Consider the following 18,054-nt stretch of genomic DNA (forward strand, 5'->3'; position numbering starts at 1 on the left):
GTCCGGCAGGCTTTCGCTTGTTCGTGAGTTTTCCCTGCCTCAGGTCGCGCAGGCGGGAACGATGCGGGCCGCGCGCCGGTCGAGCGCCACCGCGAAGACGGCGAGGCCGAGCGCGACCAGCGGAACCACCGCCGCGATCGGCGCGATGGCGCCATAGCCCAGTCCCTGCGTGATGACCGCGCCGCCAAGCCAGGCGCCGAAGGCATTGCCGAGGTTGAAGGCGGCGATGTTCAGGCTCGATGCCAGCCCCTGCCCGGCGCCACCGGCCTGCTGCAGCACCCACATCTGCAGCGGCGCGACGGTGGCGAAGGCGGCTGCGCCCAGGGCGAAGGCCGCGATGACGGCGCCGATCCGGCTGTGGAACCCGAAGGTCGAGGCGAACATCACCGCGGTCAGCAGCGCGATGGTTCCGATCAGGGCCGGTGCCAGAGCCCGGTCGGCCCAGCGCCCGCCGAGCAGGTTGCCGATGACGAGCCCGGCGCCGAAGACGAGCAGGATCGGCGAGATCGCCCCCTCGCTGTAACCGGCGAGCTCGACGAGGATCGGCTGGATGAAGGTGAAGACCGCGAAGATGCCGCCGAAGCCCAGCACGGTCATGACCAGGCCGAGCTGGACCTGCGGCCGCGTCAGAACCTTGAACTCCTCGGCAAGCGAGCCGGGGATGACGCGTTCGCGGTCCGCGGGGACGAGCGCGGCAAGGACGACCAAGGCGACAAGGCCGATGGCGGTCACGGCCCAGAAGGTCGAGCGCCAGCCGAAGGCGAGGCCGAGCCAGGAGCCGAAGGGCACGCCGAGCAGCGTCGCAAGTGTGAGCCCGGTGAACATCAGGGCGATGGCCGAAGCCTTGCGTTCCGGCGCGACGAGGCTCGTGGCGACAAGCGAGCCGACGCCGAAGAAGGTGCCGTGCGCCAGCGCGGTGACGATGCGGGCCGACATCAGCCAGGCGAAGCTCGGCGCCAGTGCGGCGGCGAGGTTGCCTAGGGTGAAGATCGCCATCAGCACCAGCAGCGTCGTCTTGCGGGGGAGAGAGCGTGTCGCGATCGTCAGGATGGGCGCGCCGACGAAGACGCCGAGCGCATAGCCGGTCATCAGCAGGCCCGCTAGCGGCACGCTGACGCCGAGATCGTCGGAGACCTGCAGCAGCAGGCCCATGATCACGAATTCGGTGACGCCGATGCCGAAGGCACCGACGGTAAGGGCATAAAGGGCAACGGGCATGGGATGCCTCCGGGAACTTGTTCGGGCCCGGAGATAGCGCCGCGAAGGCTTGTGAATTAGACTACAGCAAAGATCAGCAATTGTGAGTTGAATTCACGATGCCGCGCTCCGAGATCAACCGTTCCGGCGAAATGGAAGTCTTCGCCCGCGTCGTCGAGCTCGGCGGCTTCTCGCCGGCGGCGCGTGCGCTCAGAATGACTCCCTCGGCGGTCAGCAAGCTCGTCGCGCGGCTGGAGGCGCGGCTCGGCGTCCGGCTGATCGTACGCTCGACCCGCAAATTCATGCTGACCGAGGAAGGCACGACATTTCATGAGCGGACGCTTCGCGTACTCGCCGAACTCGACGAGGCGGAGCGGGCGGTCGCGGCCTGCCAGATCCCGCGCGGCCGGCTGCGCGTCAACGCCAATGTCGCGGTCGGCTGGCATTTCCTGCTGCCGCTGGCACCGCGCTTCATGGCGGCCCATCCCGGCGTGCAGCTCGACATCACCATCACCGATCAGGTCATCGACCTGGTGGATGAACGCGCCGACGTCGCGATCCGCGTCGGGCCCATGCGCCCATCGCAACTGATCGCGCGCAAGCTCGGCGAGAGCCCGACGGTCATCGTCGGCGCCCCGTCGTATCTGGCACGGCATTCGGCGCCGTCGTCGCCGGCCGACCTCGCCGCGCACGACCTGATCACCTTCAACTTCGCGCGCCTCCGCGACGAATGGCCGTTCAGAATCGACGGCAAACGGGTCTACCTGCCGATGCATGGCAAAGTGCTGATCGGTGATGGCGAGAGCGCCCGGCGCCTGGCCGTCGCGGGCCAGGGCCTCACCAGGCTGGCGCTATTCCACGTCGCCGCCGACATCGACTCAGGCGCCCTCGTGCCCGTGCTGCAGGAGTTCAACCCCGGCGATGTCGAGGAGATCAACGCCGTCTATGTCGGCCATGGCGGGCGTCTGCCCGCCCGGGTACGCGCCTTCATCGATTTCCTGGTCGCCGAAATCGACCTGCGCCGTTTCGCCAAGCCACTGGAGCCGGCAAAGGCCCAAGCAAAGCGGGAAGCCGTCTCAATCTGAGCCGACCGGGTCCTCGATCAATGCGAGCCGGCCCGAGGCCAGCCGCGCCAGCGCGATGGTCAGCATCTTGCGGCGCGCCGGGCTCAAGGGATGGCGCGGCGGCTCGCGCAGCAGCTCGCCGCCATAGGCATCGGCGACGATCAGACCGACATCGTCGGGCAGGATCTCGCGCGGGAACTCAGGCGCGACCGCGAAGAGGAAGCCGTCGCAATAGTCGCGATAATCCGGCCATTTGCCGTCGACGCGGTAGTCGGCAATGCCGGACTTGACCTCGACGACCCAGAGCTCGCCCGACGGCGACAGGGCGACGATGTCGCCGCGCCGGCCATTGGCGAAGGTCATCTCCTTGACGATGGCATAGCCGCGCTCGCGCAGATGGCGGGCGGCGCCGCGGCAGACCATGCGCGTGATGTCGGGCCGGGCGGGCGATGGGTTGAGAACGGAATCCTGAAGGGACATCCGGTCATGTTCCCTCTTTGTTTCCGAATTTGCAAGCCTCGACCGCCGGTCTAGGGCAGGTTCTCGCGCAGGATGATCTCGATGCTCGGGGCCGCCGTTCCCTCCAGGGCAGGTCGCCCTGCCCGCAGATTGGCGAAGATCGCGATGCAGCTCATCAGCGCCGCATGCGGATGCTGGGTGATGACGGCGTCCATCGTGCCGTCAAGCAGGAGCACGCGAGTCTCGGGCGTCAAGCCATGGCCGACGAAGACGATCTCCTGCTGGCGGCCGACCTCCTTGAGCGCGCGGGCAATGCCCTCCGGCCCGCCGCCGATGTTGTAGATGCCGGCAAGATCCGGGTGCTTGCCCAGCAGGGCCTTGGCCTGGCGATAATTGCGCCCTTCATCGTCCAGCCCTTCGCGCAGCCCGACCACCTCGATTTGGGGAAACATCTCCTCGAAGAGATGGAGGAAGCCCATCTCTCGCTCCTCATGGGCGCGATAGCTCAGGCTGCCGGCGATCATCGCGACCTTGGCCGGGCGCTTGCCGATGAAGCGGGCGACGAGATAACCGGCCGTGCGGCCGGTCGAACGGTTGTCGAGCCCGACATAGGCGGCGCGGCGCGAATTGGCGACGTCGGAGATCAGCGTCACCGTGGGCACGCCGCGCTCGGCCAGCGTGTTGACCGCCTCGCGCACGGCTGGGTGCTCCAGCGCCATGAAGGCGATGCCATCGACATCGCGCCCGATCTGCCGGAGCTGCTGGGCCAGCAGCTCGGGCTTGAAGCTCTCGATGAACTCGACGCGGGCGCGCATATTGAACGAGGCGAGCTGGTCCTGCGCCGCCGCGATATGGCGCCCGAGCATGGCCAGGAAGCGATTGCTGCCGGCCGGCAGGAGGAAGGCGAGCCGCATCGGCGTCAGGGCCTGCGCCGGCAGGCTGGAATCGAGGACGTAACCGAGCTCGCTCGCCGCCTTCAGGACGCGCTGCACGGTCACGGCGCGTACGCCGGGGCGCTGGTTGAGCACCCGGTCGACCGTCGCGGTCGAGGCGCCCGACAGCGCCGCCACATCGGCGATGCGCGCCATCCGGCGGCGTTGCAGCCCGTCTGCAGCCTTCGAATCACTCATGGAGCAGCATCAAAAACCATCAATAATTGAGTTTGACGACCATCATTCCTGCTTTCTACTCTTGAGGCAAGAAGACCTCAAACAAATCAAATCGCATCAGCGATATCGGGAGGACCACCATGACGAACTTCACGCGCCGCACGGTGCTGCGCACGCTGGCCGCCGCCCCCGCCGCCTCGCTCATCGGCATGCCGCACATCGCGCGCGCCGCCGAGATCGAGCTGAAATACGGCAACAACCTGCCGCTCAGCCACCCGCTCAACATCCGCGCCCAGGAAGCGGCCGAGCGCGTGGCGAAGGAGACGAACGGCCGGGTCGAGATCAAGATCTTCCCGAACAACCAGCTCGGCGGCGACACCGACATGCTGAGCCAGGTGCGCAATGGCGGCATCACCTTCTTCACGCCCTCCGCGCTCGTCATCGCGACGCTGGTGCCGGTCGCGGCGATCAACGCGGTCGGCTTCGCCTTCGCCGATTACGATCAGGTCTGGAAGGCGATGGACGGCAAGCTCGGCGCCCATGTCCGTGACGCCATCTCCAAGGTGAACCTCTATGCCTTCGAGAAGATGTGGGACAACGGCTTCCGCCAGATGACCACCTCGGGCAAGGCGATCGAATCGGCCAAGGAAATGGCCGGCCTGAAGATCCGCGTGCCGGTGAGCCCGCTCTCGATCTCGATGTTCAAGGCGCTCGACGCCGCCCCGGCGAGCCTGCAGTTCTCGGAAGTCTATTCGGCGTTGCAGACCAGGGTCGTCGACGCGCAGGAGAACCCGCTGCCGATCATCCAGGTCGCCAAGCTCTACGAGGTGCAGAAGAGCTGCGCCGTCTCCAACCATATCTGGGACGGTTTCTGGTTCATCGCCAACGGACGCGCCTGGCGCGGCCTGTCGGCCGACATCCAGACGATCGTCGCCAATGCGATCAACGATGCCGGCGTCGCCCAGCGCGGCGACATCAAGAAACTCAACGAAACCGTGCAGGCGGACCTGCAATCGAAGGGCCTCGCCTTCAACAAGACCGACCCCGAATCCTTCCGCGCCAAGCTGCGCGATTCCGGCTTCTACAAGGAGTGGCAGGAGCGCTTCGGAGCGGAGGCCTGGAGCCTGCTCGAAGGCGCCGTCGGCAAGCTGGCCTGAGGAATGCGGGCGGGCCTATAAGGCACCCAACGCATAAATCAGGAAACGCCCCGATGGATGTTCACAGCGCGACCCTTCCCGCTGCCGCCATGCCCACGACCGGGATCGGCCGCTTCGCAGGCCATCTCGACCGCGTGCTGGGCGGGTTGGTCGAGACGGCGGCGGCAGTGCTGGTGCTGGTCGAGATCATCATCCTCGGGGCGGGCGTGGCGGCCCGCTACGTTTTCCATGCACCGCTCGTCTGGTCGGACGAGCTCGCCTCGATCCTGTTCCTGTGGCTGTCGATGCTCGGCGCCGTCGTGGCGCTGCGGCGCGGCGAGCATATGCGGATGACCGGCCTCGTCAGCCGCGTCTCGCCGCCGACGCGGGCGCTGCTGGAGGCGGTCGCGATCACCGCCTCCATCGCCTTCCTGCTGCTGATCATCCCGCATGCGATCGAGTATGCGCAGGAGGAGAGCTTCATCGTTACCCCGGCGCTGGAGATCACCAATGCCTGGCGGGCAGCGGCGATTCCGGTCGGCGTCGGGCTGATGCTGATCGCGGCGGGTTGCCGGCTGCTGCGCTTCGGCTCGCTGAAGCCGGTGCTCATGGCGATCGGGCTGACGGCGCTGCTCGTGCTGCTGTTCTGGCTCATCGGGCCGATGCTGAAGCCGCTTGGCAAGCTCAACCTGATCGTCTTCTTCGTCGGCGTCGTCGCACTCAACGTCTTCTCCGGTGTGCCGATCGCCTTCTCCTTCGCGCTCGCCACCTTCGGTTACCTCGCCTGTACGACGTCGACGCCGATGCTCGTCATGGTCGGCCGGCTCGACGAGGGCATGAGCCATCTCATCCTGCTCGCCGTGCCGCTCTTCATCTTCTTGGGCGCGCTGATCGAGATGACCGGCATGGCGCGCGCCATGATCCAGTTCCTGGCGAGCCTGCTCGGCCATGTCCGGGGCGGCCTGTCCTATGTGCTGGTCGGCGCGATGTATCTGGTCTCCGGCATTTCCGGCTCGAAGATCGCCGACATGGCGGCGATCGCGCCGGTTCTCTTCCCCGAGATGAAGAAGCGCGGCGCCAAGCCCGGCGACCTCGTCGCCCTGCTTTCGGCGACTGGCGCGCAGACCGAGACGATCCCGCCCTCGATCGTGCTGATCACCATCGGCTCGGTGACCGGCGTCTCGATCGCGGCGCTGTTCACCGGCGGCATGCTGCCCGCCGTGGTGCTGGGCGCGGCGCTCTGCTTCGTGGTCTGGTGGCGCTGCCGCGGCGAAGACCTCAGCAACGTCACCCGCTTCTCCAAGCGCGAGATCGCCAAGCTTGCCCTGATCGCGGCCCCGGCCATCGCCCTGCCCTTCGTCATCCGCGCCGCGGTGGTCGAGGGCGTGGCGACAGCCACGGAAGTCTCCACCATCGGCATCGCCTATGCGGTGCTGGCCGGCATCCTGCTCTATCGCCAGTTCGATTGGCGCCGGCTGCCGCGGATGCTGGTCGAAACGGCCTCGCTCACCGGCGCCATCATCTTCATCATCGGCTGCGCCACCGCGATGGCCTGGGGCCTGACGCAATCCGGCTTCTCGCGCGACCTCGCCCAGATGATGGCGGCCGTGCCGGGCGGAAGCTGGGGCTTCCTCGCCATCTCGATCGTCGCCTTCACCATCCTCGGCAGCGTGCTTGAGGGCATCCCCGCGATCGTGCTGTTCGGGCCGCTGGTCTTCCCGATCGCCAAGCAGGTCGGTGTGCATGAGGTGCACTATTCGATGGTCGTGATCTTCGCGATGGGCATCGGGCTTTTCGCCCCGCCCTTCGGCGTCGGCTATTACGGGGCCTGCGCGATCAGCAAGATCAATCCCGACGAAGGCCTGAAATACATCTGGGGCTACATCCTCGCCCTGCTCATCGGCCTCGTCGTCGTCGCTGCCGTGCCGTGGATCTCCATCGGCTTCCTCAGAACCTGATACTCAGAAAGCAACGCCCATGAGCCGCTTCTTTGGCCAGATCCGTCAGGCCGGCTATGTCGTCCCGGATATCGAGGCGGCGATGGACTATTGGAGCCGCGTGCTGGGCGTCGGGCCGTTCTTCTACAATCCGAAGGTTCCGATCAGGAACTACCGCTACAAGGGCGAGGCCTACGAGCCGCACAACTCGGTGGCATTGGCCAATTCCGGCCCGCTCCAGATCGAGCTGATCCAGTGCCGCAACGCCGTGCCGTCCATGTACAAGGACTTCACCGATGCGGGGCTGACCGGCCTGCAGCACGTCGCCTACTGGACCTCGGACTACGACGCCGACATGGAGCGCCTCCTTGCCGAGGGTTTCAAGCCGGTGATGTCAGGCGAGGTCGGCGAACGCGGCCGCTTCGTCTATTTCGACACGCATTACCATCCGGGCACGGTGATCGAGCTCTCGGAGGTCGCCGGACCCAAGGGCGAGATGTTCCGGCTGATCCGCGAGGCCTCGGAGACCTGGGACGGCAAGGACCCCGTCCGGCCCTTCCCGGACCTGAGCAAGCTCACTGCGGCGGCGGCCTGAGATCGCGAAAGCGCCACGTCAGGTCGGGCTTGACCCGACCATCTCAGGACCAGCGCCCTCTGGTCCTGAGATTCTCGGGTCAAGCGCGAGAATGACGCCTTATGAACGGCCTGGATGCGTGCGATGACCGAGAACCGCTTCGAAGCGACCTACCTGATCGAAACCCCGCTCGACCCGGCTGAGGTCGCGGAGGTGATGGCGGGCGAGCAATCCTGCGGCACCTTCGCCCGCGTCGCCGGCGAGACCGACGAACTACGCGAGCGGGCCCGTGCCGTCGTCACGCGGATCGAGGAGCTGGCGCCGGCGACGGAGCCCAGCCTGCCGAATGCCTGGCTCGCCCGAAAGGGCGTCGGCGGGCCATGGCGTCGGGCGCGGATCACTATCTCCTTCCCGGTCGACAATGTCGGCGCCAATCTCGCGACGCTGGCTGCCGTCGTCGCCGGCAATCTCTACGATCTCGGCGAAGTCACGGGCCTGCGGCTCGAAAGCATTTCGCTGCCCTGGTCCTATCGCCAGCGTTTCCCGCTGCCGGCGCAGGGCATTGCCGGCACGCGCCGCCTGACCGGCGTGGCAAAAGGGCCGCTCGTCGGCTCGATCATCAAGCCGAATGTCGGCCTGAGCGCCGCGCAGACGGCCGAGCTCGTCGCAGGCCTCTGCGAGGCGGGGCTGGACTTCATCAAGGATGACGAGATCTCGGCCGATCCGGTGCATGCGCCGCTGGCCGAGCGCATTCCGGCGGTGATGGCGGCCGTGCGCCGGCATCAGGACAAGACCGGCAAGCACGTCATGGTCGCCTTCAACATCACCGACGAGACCGACGCGATGCGCCGCCATGCCGATCTCGTCGCGCGCGAAGGCGGCTCCTGCGTGATGGCGAGCCTGAACTGGTGCGGTTTCTCCGCGATCGAGAGCCTGCGCCGCTCGACCGATCTTGCCCTGCACGGGCATCGCAACGGTTATGGCGCCCTCTCGCGCCACCCGCTGCTCGGCATCGGCTTCCAGGCCTATCAGGTGCTGTGGCGGCTGGCTGGCGTCGATCATATGCATGTCCATGGCCTGAAGGGGAAATTCGCGCAGGAGGACGAGGAGGTCGTGACCTCCGCCAGGGATTGCGTGACGCCGTTGACGGAAGGAGCCGACGACCGGGTGATGCCCGCCTTCTCCTCCGGGCAATGGGCCGGCACCGCGCAACCGACCTGGGACGCGATCGGCCATGATGACCTGCTGTTCATGGCCGGCGGCGGCATCCTCGCCCATCCTGGCGGGCCAAAGGCCGGCGTCGCCAGCATCCGGCAGGCGTGGGCGGCGGTCGCCGACGGCATGCCGATCGCCGAGGCAGCCCGCGCGCATCCCGAGCTGCAACAGGCACTCGACACCTTCGGCGGCGAGGCGGGTTAGCGCGCCGTGACTGCGAAGCGCACGCCTCTCTATGGCTGGTATGGCGACGATTTCACCGGCTCGACCGATACGCTGGCAACGTTGGCCGAAGGCGGATTTCGGGCCCTGCTTTTCCTAAGCCAGCCGAGCGCCGCACAGCTCGACGCCGCCGGTCCGCTCGACGCGATCGGCATCGCCGGGGCGAGCCGGGCCATGGCGCCGGAGGCGATCGCAGCCGAGCTTGCCGAGATCGGGCGCTTCTTCGCCGAACGCGGCGTCGGGCTGATGCACTACAAATGCTGCTCCACCTTCGACAGCGCGCCCCATATCGGCAGCATCGGCGCGGCGGTTGCGGCGCTGAGACCCTTCTTTCCGAACCCGCTCGTGCCGATCCTCGGCGGTCAACCCAATCTCGGGCGCTTCTGCCTGTTCGGAAACCTGTTCGCGGCTGGCGGCGACGGCACGATCCACCGCATCGACCGGCACCCGACGATGAGCCGCCACCCGGTGACGCCGATGGCGGAGGCCGATCTGCGCCGGCATCTTGCCGCGCAAGGCCTCGACGATGTCGGGCTCGTCGACTTCCGTGCCTATGCGGGCCACTCGGTCGCACAGGCCGATGCTCTCTCCAACGGAAACGCGGCCGTTCTCTTCGATGTCGCCGCCGAAGCCGACCTCGCGGCGATCGGCGGATTGCTTGCGACTTCGCTGGAGAATGGGCCGATGCTGGCCGTGGGCGCCAGCTCGGTTGCACGCGCCTTCGCGGCCGGGCATCCAAGGGCGTTCGCCGCCGCGCTGGCCGACGAGACCCATCAGCGCCACGGCGGGCCCTTGCTTGCCCTCGTCGGTAGTCTGTCGCCGGTGACCCGCGCTCAGGTTGAAACCGCCAGAGGCTATACGATGCTTCCTGTTCGGCCGGAACGGCTGCTCTCGGACGAAGCCTATGGCGCCCAGTTGCAGGCAGCGACCCTTTCCGAGCTTGCCCAAGGTGACGTGATGCTGGTGACCGAGCAGCCGGAGGGCGCGCCCGCATCAGCCGCTAAAGTGGCGGGCGCGACCGGGCGCCTGCTTGCCGCGATCATGGCCGAGGCGCGCCTTAGCCGGCTCGTCGTAGCCGGTGGCGACACCTCGACCATGGCTATCCGCGCCCTGCCTCTCTGGGGCCTGTCCTATCGCGGACCATGCGTGCCCGGCGCCCCGTTCTGCCGCGCCCATTCCGAAGATCCGCGTCTCGACGGGCTCGATATCGTGCTGAAAGGCGGACAGATGGGTCCGCCCGGCTTCTTCAACGACGAGGTCCGCGCCTAACTCGGCAAGCAGCCATCGGTTCCGGCACCGCAGACCAGCGCGCAGACTTTCTCGCCGCCGGTAAGCGCGACCCGTCCGGACTGCAGCGCCGCCAGCGCGGCTGCGCCCGACAGGTCGGCTGCGATGCCGAATTCGAACCAGAGCGACTTCGCCGCCTGTTCCATCTCGGCATCGGTGATCAGCACGATCTCGTCGACATTGCGGGCCACCGCCTCATAGATCGCCTGATCCGTCTGGCGGCAGGACATGGTGGCGACGCGTGTCTCCAGCCGGTCGAGCGCGACCAAGCGCCCGGCGGCGAGGCAGGCATGCAGAGTTGGGGAGCCCACAGGCTCGATGCCGATGATCCGCGTCTGTGGGCGCAAAGCCTTCACCGCCGTCGAGAGGCCAGTGATCAAACCGCCGCCGCCGATGGCGACGAGGATGATGTCCACGTCCGGCATGTCGTCGAGGATATCGAGGCCGAGCGTGCCCTGCCCCGCCACAACGACGGGATCGCTGAACGGATGAGCATAGGTCGCGCCGGTCTTTGCTGAATGGGCGAGTGCAGCCGCATTCGCATCGTCCCAGATCGCGCCGACGATATGGACGTCCGCGCCCCAGTCGCGCAGCTTGGCGATCTTGTCGGGCGCCGCGTTGGACGGCAGGAAGATCGTCGCGGGCACGCCGAGCACATGGGCCGAGCGGGCAATGGCGAGGCCGTGATTGCCGCCCGATGCGGTGACGACGCCGCGCGCGAGCTCATCCTTCGACAGCGTCAGGAGCCGGTTCATCGCGCCGCGCGCCTTGAAGGAGCCGGCGGCCTGCAGCAATTCGAGCTTCAGCGTGACGTCGCCGCCGAAATCGCCGCCGCGCGTCTTCGCATAGGGCAGCATCGGGGTTTTCCGGATGTGGGGCGCGATGCGCTCACGGGCGGCGCGGATCTCGTCGAGCGCGATCATCACAGGGTTCCGCGATAGGGCGCCGCGACGATCAGGCAGCAATTGCCCGGCTTCACGCGGCCGGGTTGGCGACGGCCATAAAGGATGCCGTCGGCGGCGTAGTGCAGCGTCTCGGGCGGGCGCGCCGGGTCCCAGGTGCAGTGGATGCGGCCGGCCGGTTCGCCGGCGCTGACCTTGGTGCCATTGGCGTGGAAGGGCTCGAAGATGCCGTCCGCCGTCGCATAGACGTAAGCGGAGATGCCGGGCAGTTCGAGGATCTGGCCGTCGCCGCGCTTCGGCTCAGGCTTCTCCCTGACGACGACGCCGAGATGGTCGAGCACATTGGCGACGCCGCGCCGGCAGACCGAAAGCGCTTCGAGCGAGACCGTGCCGGCGCCGGCCATCTCCGTGCCGACCGTGACGAGCCCGGCCCGGCAGGCGGCGGCGGTCGCCGTACGGGGCTCGCCGAGATTGCTGATGACGACGGTCATCGGTGCGTCGAAGGCCTGCACGGCGGCGACGTTGCGCTTGTGCAGCGCCGGGTCATCAGTCGGCTCGACGATGGCGCTCGGGATGATGTCGAGCGAGGAGCCGCCCGAATGCAGGTCGAGGAAGGCGTCGCCGATCGGCAGGATATGGTCGCTGACGAAGGCCGAGATCTGCTGGGTGATGGTGCCGCGCGGATCGCCCGGGAAGGTGCGGTTGAAGTTCAGCCCGTCGACCGGCGAGGTGCGTTGACCGGCCATGACGGCATGGACATTGTTCGCCGGCATCAGGATGAGGCGGCCCTGGACGCGGCCGGGATCGAGATCGCGGATCAGATCGCAGATCGTGATCGGGCCCTCGTATTCGTCGCCATGGTTTCCGCCCTCCATGATCACGGTCGGGCCGGCGCCGTTCTTGATCACGGCGATCGGCACGCGCGTCGCGCCCCAGGCATCGTCATGCGGCGAGTGCGGGATCATCAGGAAGCCGGTCTGCTTGCCCTCCCGGTCGAGATCGACGGTGAGGAAGGCGCTGGAGGGGCGCGGGTTCGGCTTGGGGCGGGAGCTGGTCATGGCGGGCTCGATGGGACGTGGCTTGGGAGCCCTCTCCGGCAAAGGAAGGGCGAGACGAGCCGTCATGCTCGGGCTTGCCCCGAGCATCTCCGGCAGAAGAAGGCTCCCGACCAGCGCCTTCTGGTCAGGAGATTCTCGGGTCTGCGCTACGCTTCGCCCGAGAATGACGGATGTGGCTCCGACTAGAGCGTCGGCAGCGGGTCCATCGGCATATCCAGATACTTGCGATGGAGCCGGTCCAGCTCGCCGTTCATGGAATTGAAGAAGATGAAGCCGTCGAGCCAGCGCACGAGATTATGCTGGTCCATCTGCACGCCCATATGCGCCGGGCTGCGGCGGATGACGAATTTCCGCTCGAACTCCTTGTTCGGGTTCTGCTTGGCGAGCGCCTGCGCCACGATCGAGTTCGTGGCGAGCAGATCGGCCTGGCCGGTGATATAGGCCGCCGCTGCCGTGGCATCGTCCTCGGTCCGCATCAGGCTGGCCTTGGGCGCCGCTGCCGAGATGGCGAGCTCCTGCGTCGTGCCCTTGGCGGCGGCGACACGCGCGGAGCCGATCGTCTCCGGGCTGCTCACCGTCGAATTCTTGGCGCCGTAGACCGCCAGGAAGGTGTTGGCGTAGGGCGCCGTGAACTGGATCTGCCGGGCGCGCTCAGGGGTCAGGCCCATCACCGAGATGACGATGTCGACCTTGTCGGTCATCAGGAATGGGATGCGGTTGGCGCCGGTGATCTGCTGCATCTCCAGCTTCACACCGAGACCTTTGGCGACCATTTCGGCCATCTCGATGTCGAAGCCGATCGGCTTGCGGTCGGCATCCTGGGCGCCGAAGGGCGGCGCGTCGAGCGGTACACCGATGCGCACCACGCCCTTGGACAGGATGTCCTGAAGCTTGTCGGCCTTGGCCTCCGCCGCACCGAAGGCTGCGACCGCCAGGGCGGCTAAACCTGCGAACAATGAACGCATCGTCTTTTCTCCCCTCGTTGATGTCGGTTTTTGGTTCCGCCTCAGTGCAGGACAGCGCTGAGGAAGGTCTGGAGTTCCGGCGTCTTCGGCTCAGCCAGCACGGCAGCGGCCGGGCCCTGCTCGTGGATACGCCCCTCATGCATGAAGACGACGCGCGAGCCGAAGCGGCGGGCGAAACCCATTTCATGCGTCACCAGGATCATGGTCATGCCTTCCTGCGCGACGGATTCGAGGACCTTGAGCACCTCGCCGGTCAGTTCGGGATCGAGGGCGGAGGTGACCTCGTCGAACAGCATCAGCTTCGGCCGCATGGCGAGCGAGCGAGCGATGGCGACGCGCTGCTGCTGGCCGCCGGAAAGCTGCGAGGGATAGGCGTCGAGCTTGTCGGCAAGACCGACACGGGCAAGCACCTCGCGCGCCACCTCGCGGGCGGCCTGCGGCGCCTGCTTCTTCACCACCCGTGGCGCCAAGGTGATGTTGTCGCAGACCGAGAGATGCGGGAACAGGTTGAAGCTCTGGAAGACGATGCCGACCTCCTGGCGCAGCTTGCGCAGATTGGTCTTGGGATCGTTGACTTGCGTGCCGTCGACACGGATGACGCCGGCCTGCACCGGCTCCAGCCCGTTGATGCAGCGGAGCATCGTGCTCTTGCCCGAGCCGGAGCGGCCGATCACGGCGATGATCTCGCCCTTGGCGACGTCGAGCGTCACATCCTTCAGCACCTGGACGGCACCGTAACTCTTGTTGATCCCATGGATTTCAACGAGCGACATCGAGCTTCCGCTCGATCGAGCGGCTCCATTGCGTGAGGGGGAAGCACATCGCGAAATAGATCGCGGCGACGGTGATGTAGACGGCGAAGGGCTTGTAGGTGCCGGCCGCCGTGAGCTGTCCTTCGCGGGTGATCTCGACAAAGCCGATCACCGCGGCGAGCGAGGTGTTCTTGATCAGCTGGACGAGGAAACCGACCGTCGGCGGGATCGCCACCCGGACCGATTGCGGCACGATGATGTAGCGCAGCTGCTCCCAGAGCGAGAGCCCGAGCGAGGCACCGGCCTCCCACTGCGTCTTCGCAATCGAGACCAGTGCGCCGCGCCAGATCTCACCCAGGAAGGCGCTGCCATAGACCGAAAAGGCGGTCGCGGCGGCAATCCACGGATTGACCGAGATGCCGATCAGCGGCAAGCCGAAGAAGATCACGAACAGCCAGACCAGCAGCGGCGTGCCCTGGACGATGTGGATATAGGCCGCCGAAACCCAGCGCAGCGGCGCGAAGGGCAGGATGCGGGCGATGGCGATGAGGATGCCGATCAGCGAGGCGCCGATGAAGGCGGTGACGGTGAGCGCCAGCGTCCAGCGCGCCGCCGCGATCAGATACATCACATCGATGAGGCCGAATTCGCGGATCATCGCCTGACGAACGCCCAGTAGTAGATGCCCGCGAACAGGCCGCGGAAGGCAATCGCGAGCCCGAGATAGAGCACGCCGATGACGGTGTAGACCTCGAAGTCGCGGAAGGTGCGCGACTGCACGATCGAGGCCGCATGGAAGAGGTCCTCGACCGAGATCTGCGAGACGACGCTGGTCGCCAGCATCAGCAGCACGAACTGGCTGGCGAGCGCCGGGAACATCGCCTTCAGCGCCGGAAACATCACGACATAGCGGAAAACCTGCAGGCCGGAGAGACCGAGCGAATGGCCGGCTTCGACCTGCGCCTTGGGCACGGCCTCGAGCCCGGCGCGGACGATCTCGGTGGTATAGGCGCCGAGATTGACGACGAGCGCGATGATCGCGGCGGTGAAACCGTCGAGCCTCAGGCCGAAGCTGGGCAGGCCGAAGAAGATCAGGAAGAGCTGCACCAGCAGCGGCGTGTTGCGGATGATTTCGACATAGCTGCCGACGATCCGGCGCAGCCAGGCCGGGCCATAGACGCGGGCCGCCGCGCAGGCGATGCCGATGACGAGGCCGCCGATCATCGCCGCCGCCGAGAGGAGCAGCGTGACCCAGACGCCGGCGAGGATCGATTCCCAGGCCGCGAAAACATCGCGGAACTGCAGGCCATATTTCATGCCCGGCCGCCTTGCGGCTGTCTCGCAGCGTTGTTCGAACGCGCGATATGATCAGGCCACCGCACCATCCGCCTCCCCTTTACGAGGAGGCTAGGTTCGTTTCTTATTTGATGTCAAGCTTCATATATGAAACAGGAAGATATGAGCGACCTGCCCGACTCCGAGAACGGAGACAAAAGTTCCTACGCGGCGCCCGCGCTGGAGAAGGGGCTCGACATCCTCGAGCTCCTCGCCGAGGCGGGCGAGCCGCTCTCGACGCGTGAGATCGCCGAGCGCCTCGCCCGCTCGAAAAGCGAGATCTTCCGCATGGTCTTCGTGCTGCAGCAGCGCGGCTATCTCGCCCGCGAGGCCGGCACCGACCGCCTCGCCCTGTCACGCCGATTGTTCGACCTCGGCATCCGCACGCCGGGCGGGCGCCAGCTCACCTCGATCGTACTGCCGCTGATGGAGCGCTTCAGCGAGGATAGCGGGCAGGCCGCGCATCTCGTCGTGCTGAGCCGGGCGCAGACCGTGGTGCTCGCGACCACCTCCGGCCATCTCGACGCCAGCGTCATCGTGCGGCCGGGCTATGGAAGGCCGGCGCTCGACGCGAATTCGGGCCTGCTTATCCTCGCCTTCCAGAGCGAGACGCGGCGCCGGCAATTGATGAAGGAGGCCTCCGAGGCCGACCGCGACAAGCTGGAGAGCGACGAGACCAATCGCACCCTCGCGGAAATCCGCGCCACCGGACATCGCGTCGCGCCGAGCCGCGACATCATGGCGGTGACCGACATCGCCTGCCCGGTGATCGGCCCGAGCGGTCATGCCGAAGCGGCGATCCTCGTGCCCTGCCTGCAGCGGCACGGCATCGCGACCGATGAAGCGGCGATCCTGCTCGCGCTCAAGGCCTCCTGCCGGGAGGCGGGTTCGCAGCTCTCGCTCTGAGAAAGTCCCAATCGAGAACGCCGTTGCGACCAGCGCGAGAGGCCTTGACGGTCGCAGTCTTCGGGTGATCCCCTCCTGCCGAAACAATGGGCTTCGCGTGGCTGTCGACAGCACCGATTCCCGGTCGCCGCAGTTCAAACCATCAGGAGATCGTCATGGAGATCATGCGCGCGGGCTCGCGCCCATCCGGAAAAGGACCGGCCGACTGGTTCACCGGATCGGTCCGGATCGACCCGCTCTTCAATCCGCATGCGCCGGAGCGCGTGCAGGGCGCGAGCGTCACCTTCGAGCCGGGGGCGCGGACGGCCTGGCATACGCATCCCCTCGGCCAGACGCTGATCGTCGTCAGCGGGGTCGGCCGGGTGCAGCGCTGGGGCGGTCCGATCGAGGAGATCCGGCCCGGCGACGTTGTCTGGTTCCCGCCCGGCGAAAAGCACTGGCACGGCGCGGCGCCTTCGACCGGGATGACCCATATCGCCGTTCAGGAAGCCGAGAACGGCAAGGTCGTGGAGTGGCTGGAGCAGGTCTCCGACGACCAGTATGGCGGCTGATGGCCGGCATAGTGGGGCGAAACGATGAAGCCTGAGCTCTCCAGCCTCCTGCGCGAGGCCCGCCACGTTCTGCTCGACACTCCGACGCCGCTTCAGCGGCTGCACCGTTTCGAGGAGAAGCTCGCGCGGCCCGGCATCTACGCCAAGCGCGATGATCTGATGCCAATCGCGCTCGGCGGCAACAAGCTGCGGAGCCTTGAATACTGGCTGGGGGACGCGCTGCGGCAGAAGGCCGATATCCTCCTAGTAGGCGGCGGCGCCAGCTCCAATCTCTGCCGTCTGACGGCCGCGGCGGCTTCGCTCGTCGGGCTCGACTGCCTCGTCCTGCACAATGCGGCCGACACGCAGGAGAACCGCCAGGCCTCCTTCCTCAACCGGCTGTTCGGCGCGGAGTTGCGCTTCCTCGGACCGGTCGATGAAAGCCAGCGCAACGCGGCGCTTGCAGCGGCCGCCGCAGAACTCGCCCGGCAGGGCCGGACGCCCTACATCGTCGGCGATCCCGTGCTGGGCGCGATGGGTTATGTTCGGGCCGCCTTCGAGCTGCATGAGCAGTCGCAAGGTGAAGAAGCCCCGATCAAGCATGTCTTTCTTGCCGGCTCGATGGGGCCGACCGAGGCTGGCTTCCTCTTCGGCAACGCCCTGCTGGGGCACCCCTTCCGCATCCATCTCGTCAGCGTCGAGTATGCGCTGACGGAGCTGGCGGGGCGTGTCCGGGCGATCTACGAGGGCCTGCGGGAGCGGACGGGGCTCGACGTCGACTCGCTGGAGGCCGCGCCCCTGCATTATCACATGGGCTATCTCGGCGACGGCTGGGGCGCCCCGACTCCGGCCTCGGAAGCGGCCATCCTGAGCTTCGCGCGCACCGAGGGCATCCTGATCGAACATGTCTACACCGCGAAGACCTGCGCCTGCTTCCTCGAGCGGGTTGCCGATGGAGGGATTGCCGGCGGCGAGCCCGCTTGCGTGCTCCATACCGGCGGCACCGCCGCGCTCTTCTCGCAATTCAGCCTGTTCCGGACGCTGACCTAACGTCGTATCGCTTGACGGGCTTCGGCGCCGCTCTATGGTGCCGCTCGATCGAGGTTCTCCGGGTCACGCCCGGAGCTAAGAGGGAATTCGGTGAGGCGCTTCCCGCGCCAATGCCGAGGCTGCCCCCGCAACTGTAAGCGGCGAGCCCTCCGTCCATCGTCCACTGGCGCCCTGCGCCGGGAAGGCCGGGCGGATCAGGCGTCGACCCGTGAGCCAGGAGACCTGCCGCGATCGCAAGGCGTCTTTCGGGCGGGGTGTTCCGGAGGGGTGCGCGTCGGCGGCCGGCTCCAGAGCTGCGCCTTCCGGCCGTATCCATCGAAGCTCCCCCGCCTCATCTCGGGGAGCGATGAATTCCA

The 18,054-nt window shown here is 67.1% G+C and carries 18 protein-coding genes and 1 riboswitch; of the genes, 9 read left to right on the top strand and 9 right to left on the bottom strand.

The features are described 5' to 3' along the window. Window positions 1-39: 39 nt before the first annotated feature. Window positions 40-1,218, bottom strand: a complete 1,179-nt coding sequence (locus AC1DE3_RS11820; RefSeq protein ID WP_441509473.1) for an MFS transporter — start codon at window positions 1,216-1,218, stop codon at window positions 40-42. Window positions 1,219-1,316: 98 nt separating this feature from the next. On the opposite strand from AC1DE3_RS11820, the gene AC1DE3_RS11825 reads away from it, so the two are divergent. Continuing rightward, complete coding sequence (locus AC1DE3_RS11825; RefSeq protein WP_441509474.1) at window positions 1,317-2,282, top strand: LysR family transcriptional regulator; 966 nt, start codon at window positions 1,317-1,319, stop codon at window positions 2,280-2,282. On the opposite strand, the gene AC1DE3_RS11830 is transcribed toward AC1DE3_RS11825, so the two are convergent. Both AC1DE3_RS11830 and AC1DE3_RS11835 read right to left on the bottom strand, forming a co-directional pair. Further along, window positions 2,274-2,741 carry an MmcB family DNA repair protein gene (locus AC1DE3_RS11830; protein WP_441509475.1) on the bottom strand — a complete coding sequence of 156 codons (468 nt, stop codon included), beginning with the start codon at window positions 2,739-2,741 and terminating at the stop codon, window positions 2,274-2,276. The genes AC1DE3_RS11825 and AC1DE3_RS11830 overlap by 9 nt on opposite strands. A 50-nt stretch (window positions 2,742-2,791) precedes the next feature. Then, window positions 2,792-3,850 carry a LacI family DNA-binding transcriptional regulator gene (locus AC1DE3_RS11835; protein ID WP_441509476.1) on the bottom strand — a complete coding sequence of 353 codons (1,059 nt, stop codon included), beginning with the start codon at window positions 3,848-3,850 and terminating at the stop codon, window positions 2,792-2,794. 119 nt (window positions 3,851-3,969) lie between these two features. Here AC1DE3_RS11835 and AC1DE3_RS11840 point away from each other — a divergent pair, with 119 nt between their 5' ends. From AC1DE3_RS11840 to AC1DE3_RS11860, 5 genes are all read left to right on the top strand, one after another. Continuing rightward, entirely contained in the window at window positions 3,970-4,986 is a 1,017-nt protein-coding gene (locus AC1DE3_RS11840; RefSeq protein WP_441509477.1) for a TRAP transporter substrate-binding protein, read from the top strand. 89 nt (window positions 4,987-5,075) lie between these two features. Continuing rightward, entirely contained in the window at window positions 5,076-6,923 is a 1,848-nt protein-coding gene (locus AC1DE3_RS11845; protein WP_441510099.1) for a TRAP transporter large permease, read from the top strand. 19 nt (window positions 6,924-6,942) lie between these two features. Further along, complete coding sequence (locus tag AC1DE3_RS11850) at window positions 6,943-7,497, top strand: VOC family protein (protein WP_441509478.1); 555 nt, start codon at window positions 6,943-6,945, stop codon at window positions 7,495-7,497. A 123-nt stretch (window positions 7,498-7,620) separates the two neighbouring features. Then, complete coding sequence (locus AC1DE3_RS11855) at window positions 7,621-8,895, top strand: ribulose-bisphosphate carboxylase large subunit family protein (protein ID WP_441509479.1); 1,275 nt, start codon at window positions 7,621-7,623, stop codon at window positions 8,893-8,895. Window positions 8,896-8,901: 6 nt separating this feature from the next. Beyond that, entirely contained in the window at window positions 8,902-10,182 is a 1,281-nt protein-coding gene (locus tag AC1DE3_RS11860) for a four-carbon acid sugar kinase family protein (RefSeq protein ID WP_441509480.1), read from the top strand. Here the strand turns inward: AC1DE3_RS11860 and AC1DE3_RS11865 are convergent. From AC1DE3_RS11865 to AC1DE3_RS11890, 6 genes are all read right to left on the bottom strand, one after another. Continuing rightward, window positions 10,179-11,123 carry a threonine ammonia-lyase gene (locus AC1DE3_RS11865; protein WP_441509481.1) on the bottom strand — a complete coding sequence of 315 codons (945 nt, stop codon included), beginning with the start codon at window positions 11,121-11,123 and terminating at the stop codon, window positions 10,179-10,181. The two genes, AC1DE3_RS11860 and AC1DE3_RS11865, sit on opposite strands and share 4 nt — an antisense overlap. Continuing rightward, on the bottom strand, window positions 11,123-12,160 hold the full coding sequence (locus AC1DE3_RS11870; protein ID WP_441509482.1) for a succinylglutamate desuccinylase/aspartoacylase family protein: 1,038 nt from the start codon (window positions 12,158-12,160) through the stop codon (window positions 11,123-11,125). The genes AC1DE3_RS11865 and AC1DE3_RS11870 overlap by 1 nt, the downstream gene beginning before the upstream one ends. Before the next feature lie 182 nt (window positions 12,161-12,342). Next, entirely contained in the window at window positions 12,343-13,125 is a 783-nt protein-coding gene (locus AC1DE3_RS11875; RefSeq protein ID WP_441509483.1) for a transporter substrate-binding domain-containing protein, read from the bottom strand. Between the two features lie 41 nt (window positions 13,126-13,166). Beyond that, window positions 13,167-13,898: an amino acid ABC transporter ATP-binding protein gene (locus tag AC1DE3_RS11880; protein WP_441509484.1), complete on the bottom strand. Its 732-nt coding sequence runs from the start codon at window positions 13,896-13,898 to the stop codon at window positions 13,167-13,169. After that, the gene (locus tag AC1DE3_RS11885) at window positions 13,885-14,535 is read right to left on the bottom strand and encodes an amino acid ABC transporter permease (protein WP_441509485.1); all 651 of its coding nucleotides are present in this window, start codon (window positions 14,533-14,535) and stop codon (window positions 13,885-13,887) included. The genes AC1DE3_RS11880 and AC1DE3_RS11885 overlap by 14 nt, the downstream gene beginning before the upstream one ends. Beyond that, window positions 14,532-15,194, bottom strand: coding sequence for an amino acid ABC transporter permease (locus AC1DE3_RS11890; RefSeq protein WP_441509486.1), 663 nt, complete (start codon window positions 15,192-15,194; stop codon window positions 14,532-14,534). The genes AC1DE3_RS11885 and AC1DE3_RS11890 overlap by 4 nt, the downstream gene beginning before the upstream one ends. 141 nt (window positions 15,195-15,335) lie before the next feature. Here AC1DE3_RS11890 and AC1DE3_RS11895 point away from each other — a divergent pair, with 141 nt between their 5' ends. The 3 genes from AC1DE3_RS11895 to AC1DE3_RS11905 all read left to right on the top strand — a co-directional run bounded on the left by AC1DE3_RS11895 (window position 15,336) and on the right by AC1DE3_RS11905 (window position 17,698). Continuing rightward, window positions 15,336-16,118, top strand: a complete 783-nt coding sequence (locus tag AC1DE3_RS11895) for an IclR family transcriptional regulator (protein ID WP_441509487.1) — start codon at window positions 15,336-15,338, stop codon at window positions 16,116-16,118. Window positions 16,119-16,273: 155 nt separating this feature from the next. Further along, on the top strand, window positions 16,274-16,669 hold the full coding sequence (locus AC1DE3_RS11900) for a (R)-mandelonitrile lyase (RefSeq protein WP_441509488.1): 396 nt from the start codon (window positions 16,274-16,276) through the stop codon (window positions 16,667-16,669). Window positions 16,670-16,693: 24 nt separating this feature from the next. Continuing rightward, window positions 16,694-17,698, top strand: a complete 1,005-nt coding sequence (locus AC1DE3_RS11905; RefSeq protein ID WP_441509489.1) for a 1-aminocyclopropane-1-carboxylate deaminase/D-cysteine desulfhydrase — start codon at window positions 16,694-16,696, stop codon at window positions 17,696-17,698. A 34-nt stretch (window positions 17,699-17,732) separates the two neighbouring features. After that, a riboswitch (cobalamin riboswitch) is annotated at window positions 17,733-17,942 on the top strand. The last annotated feature ends 112 nt before the right edge of the window (window positions 17,943-18,054 follow it).

Source organism: Allobosea sp. 10L417 (assembly GCF_056395485.1).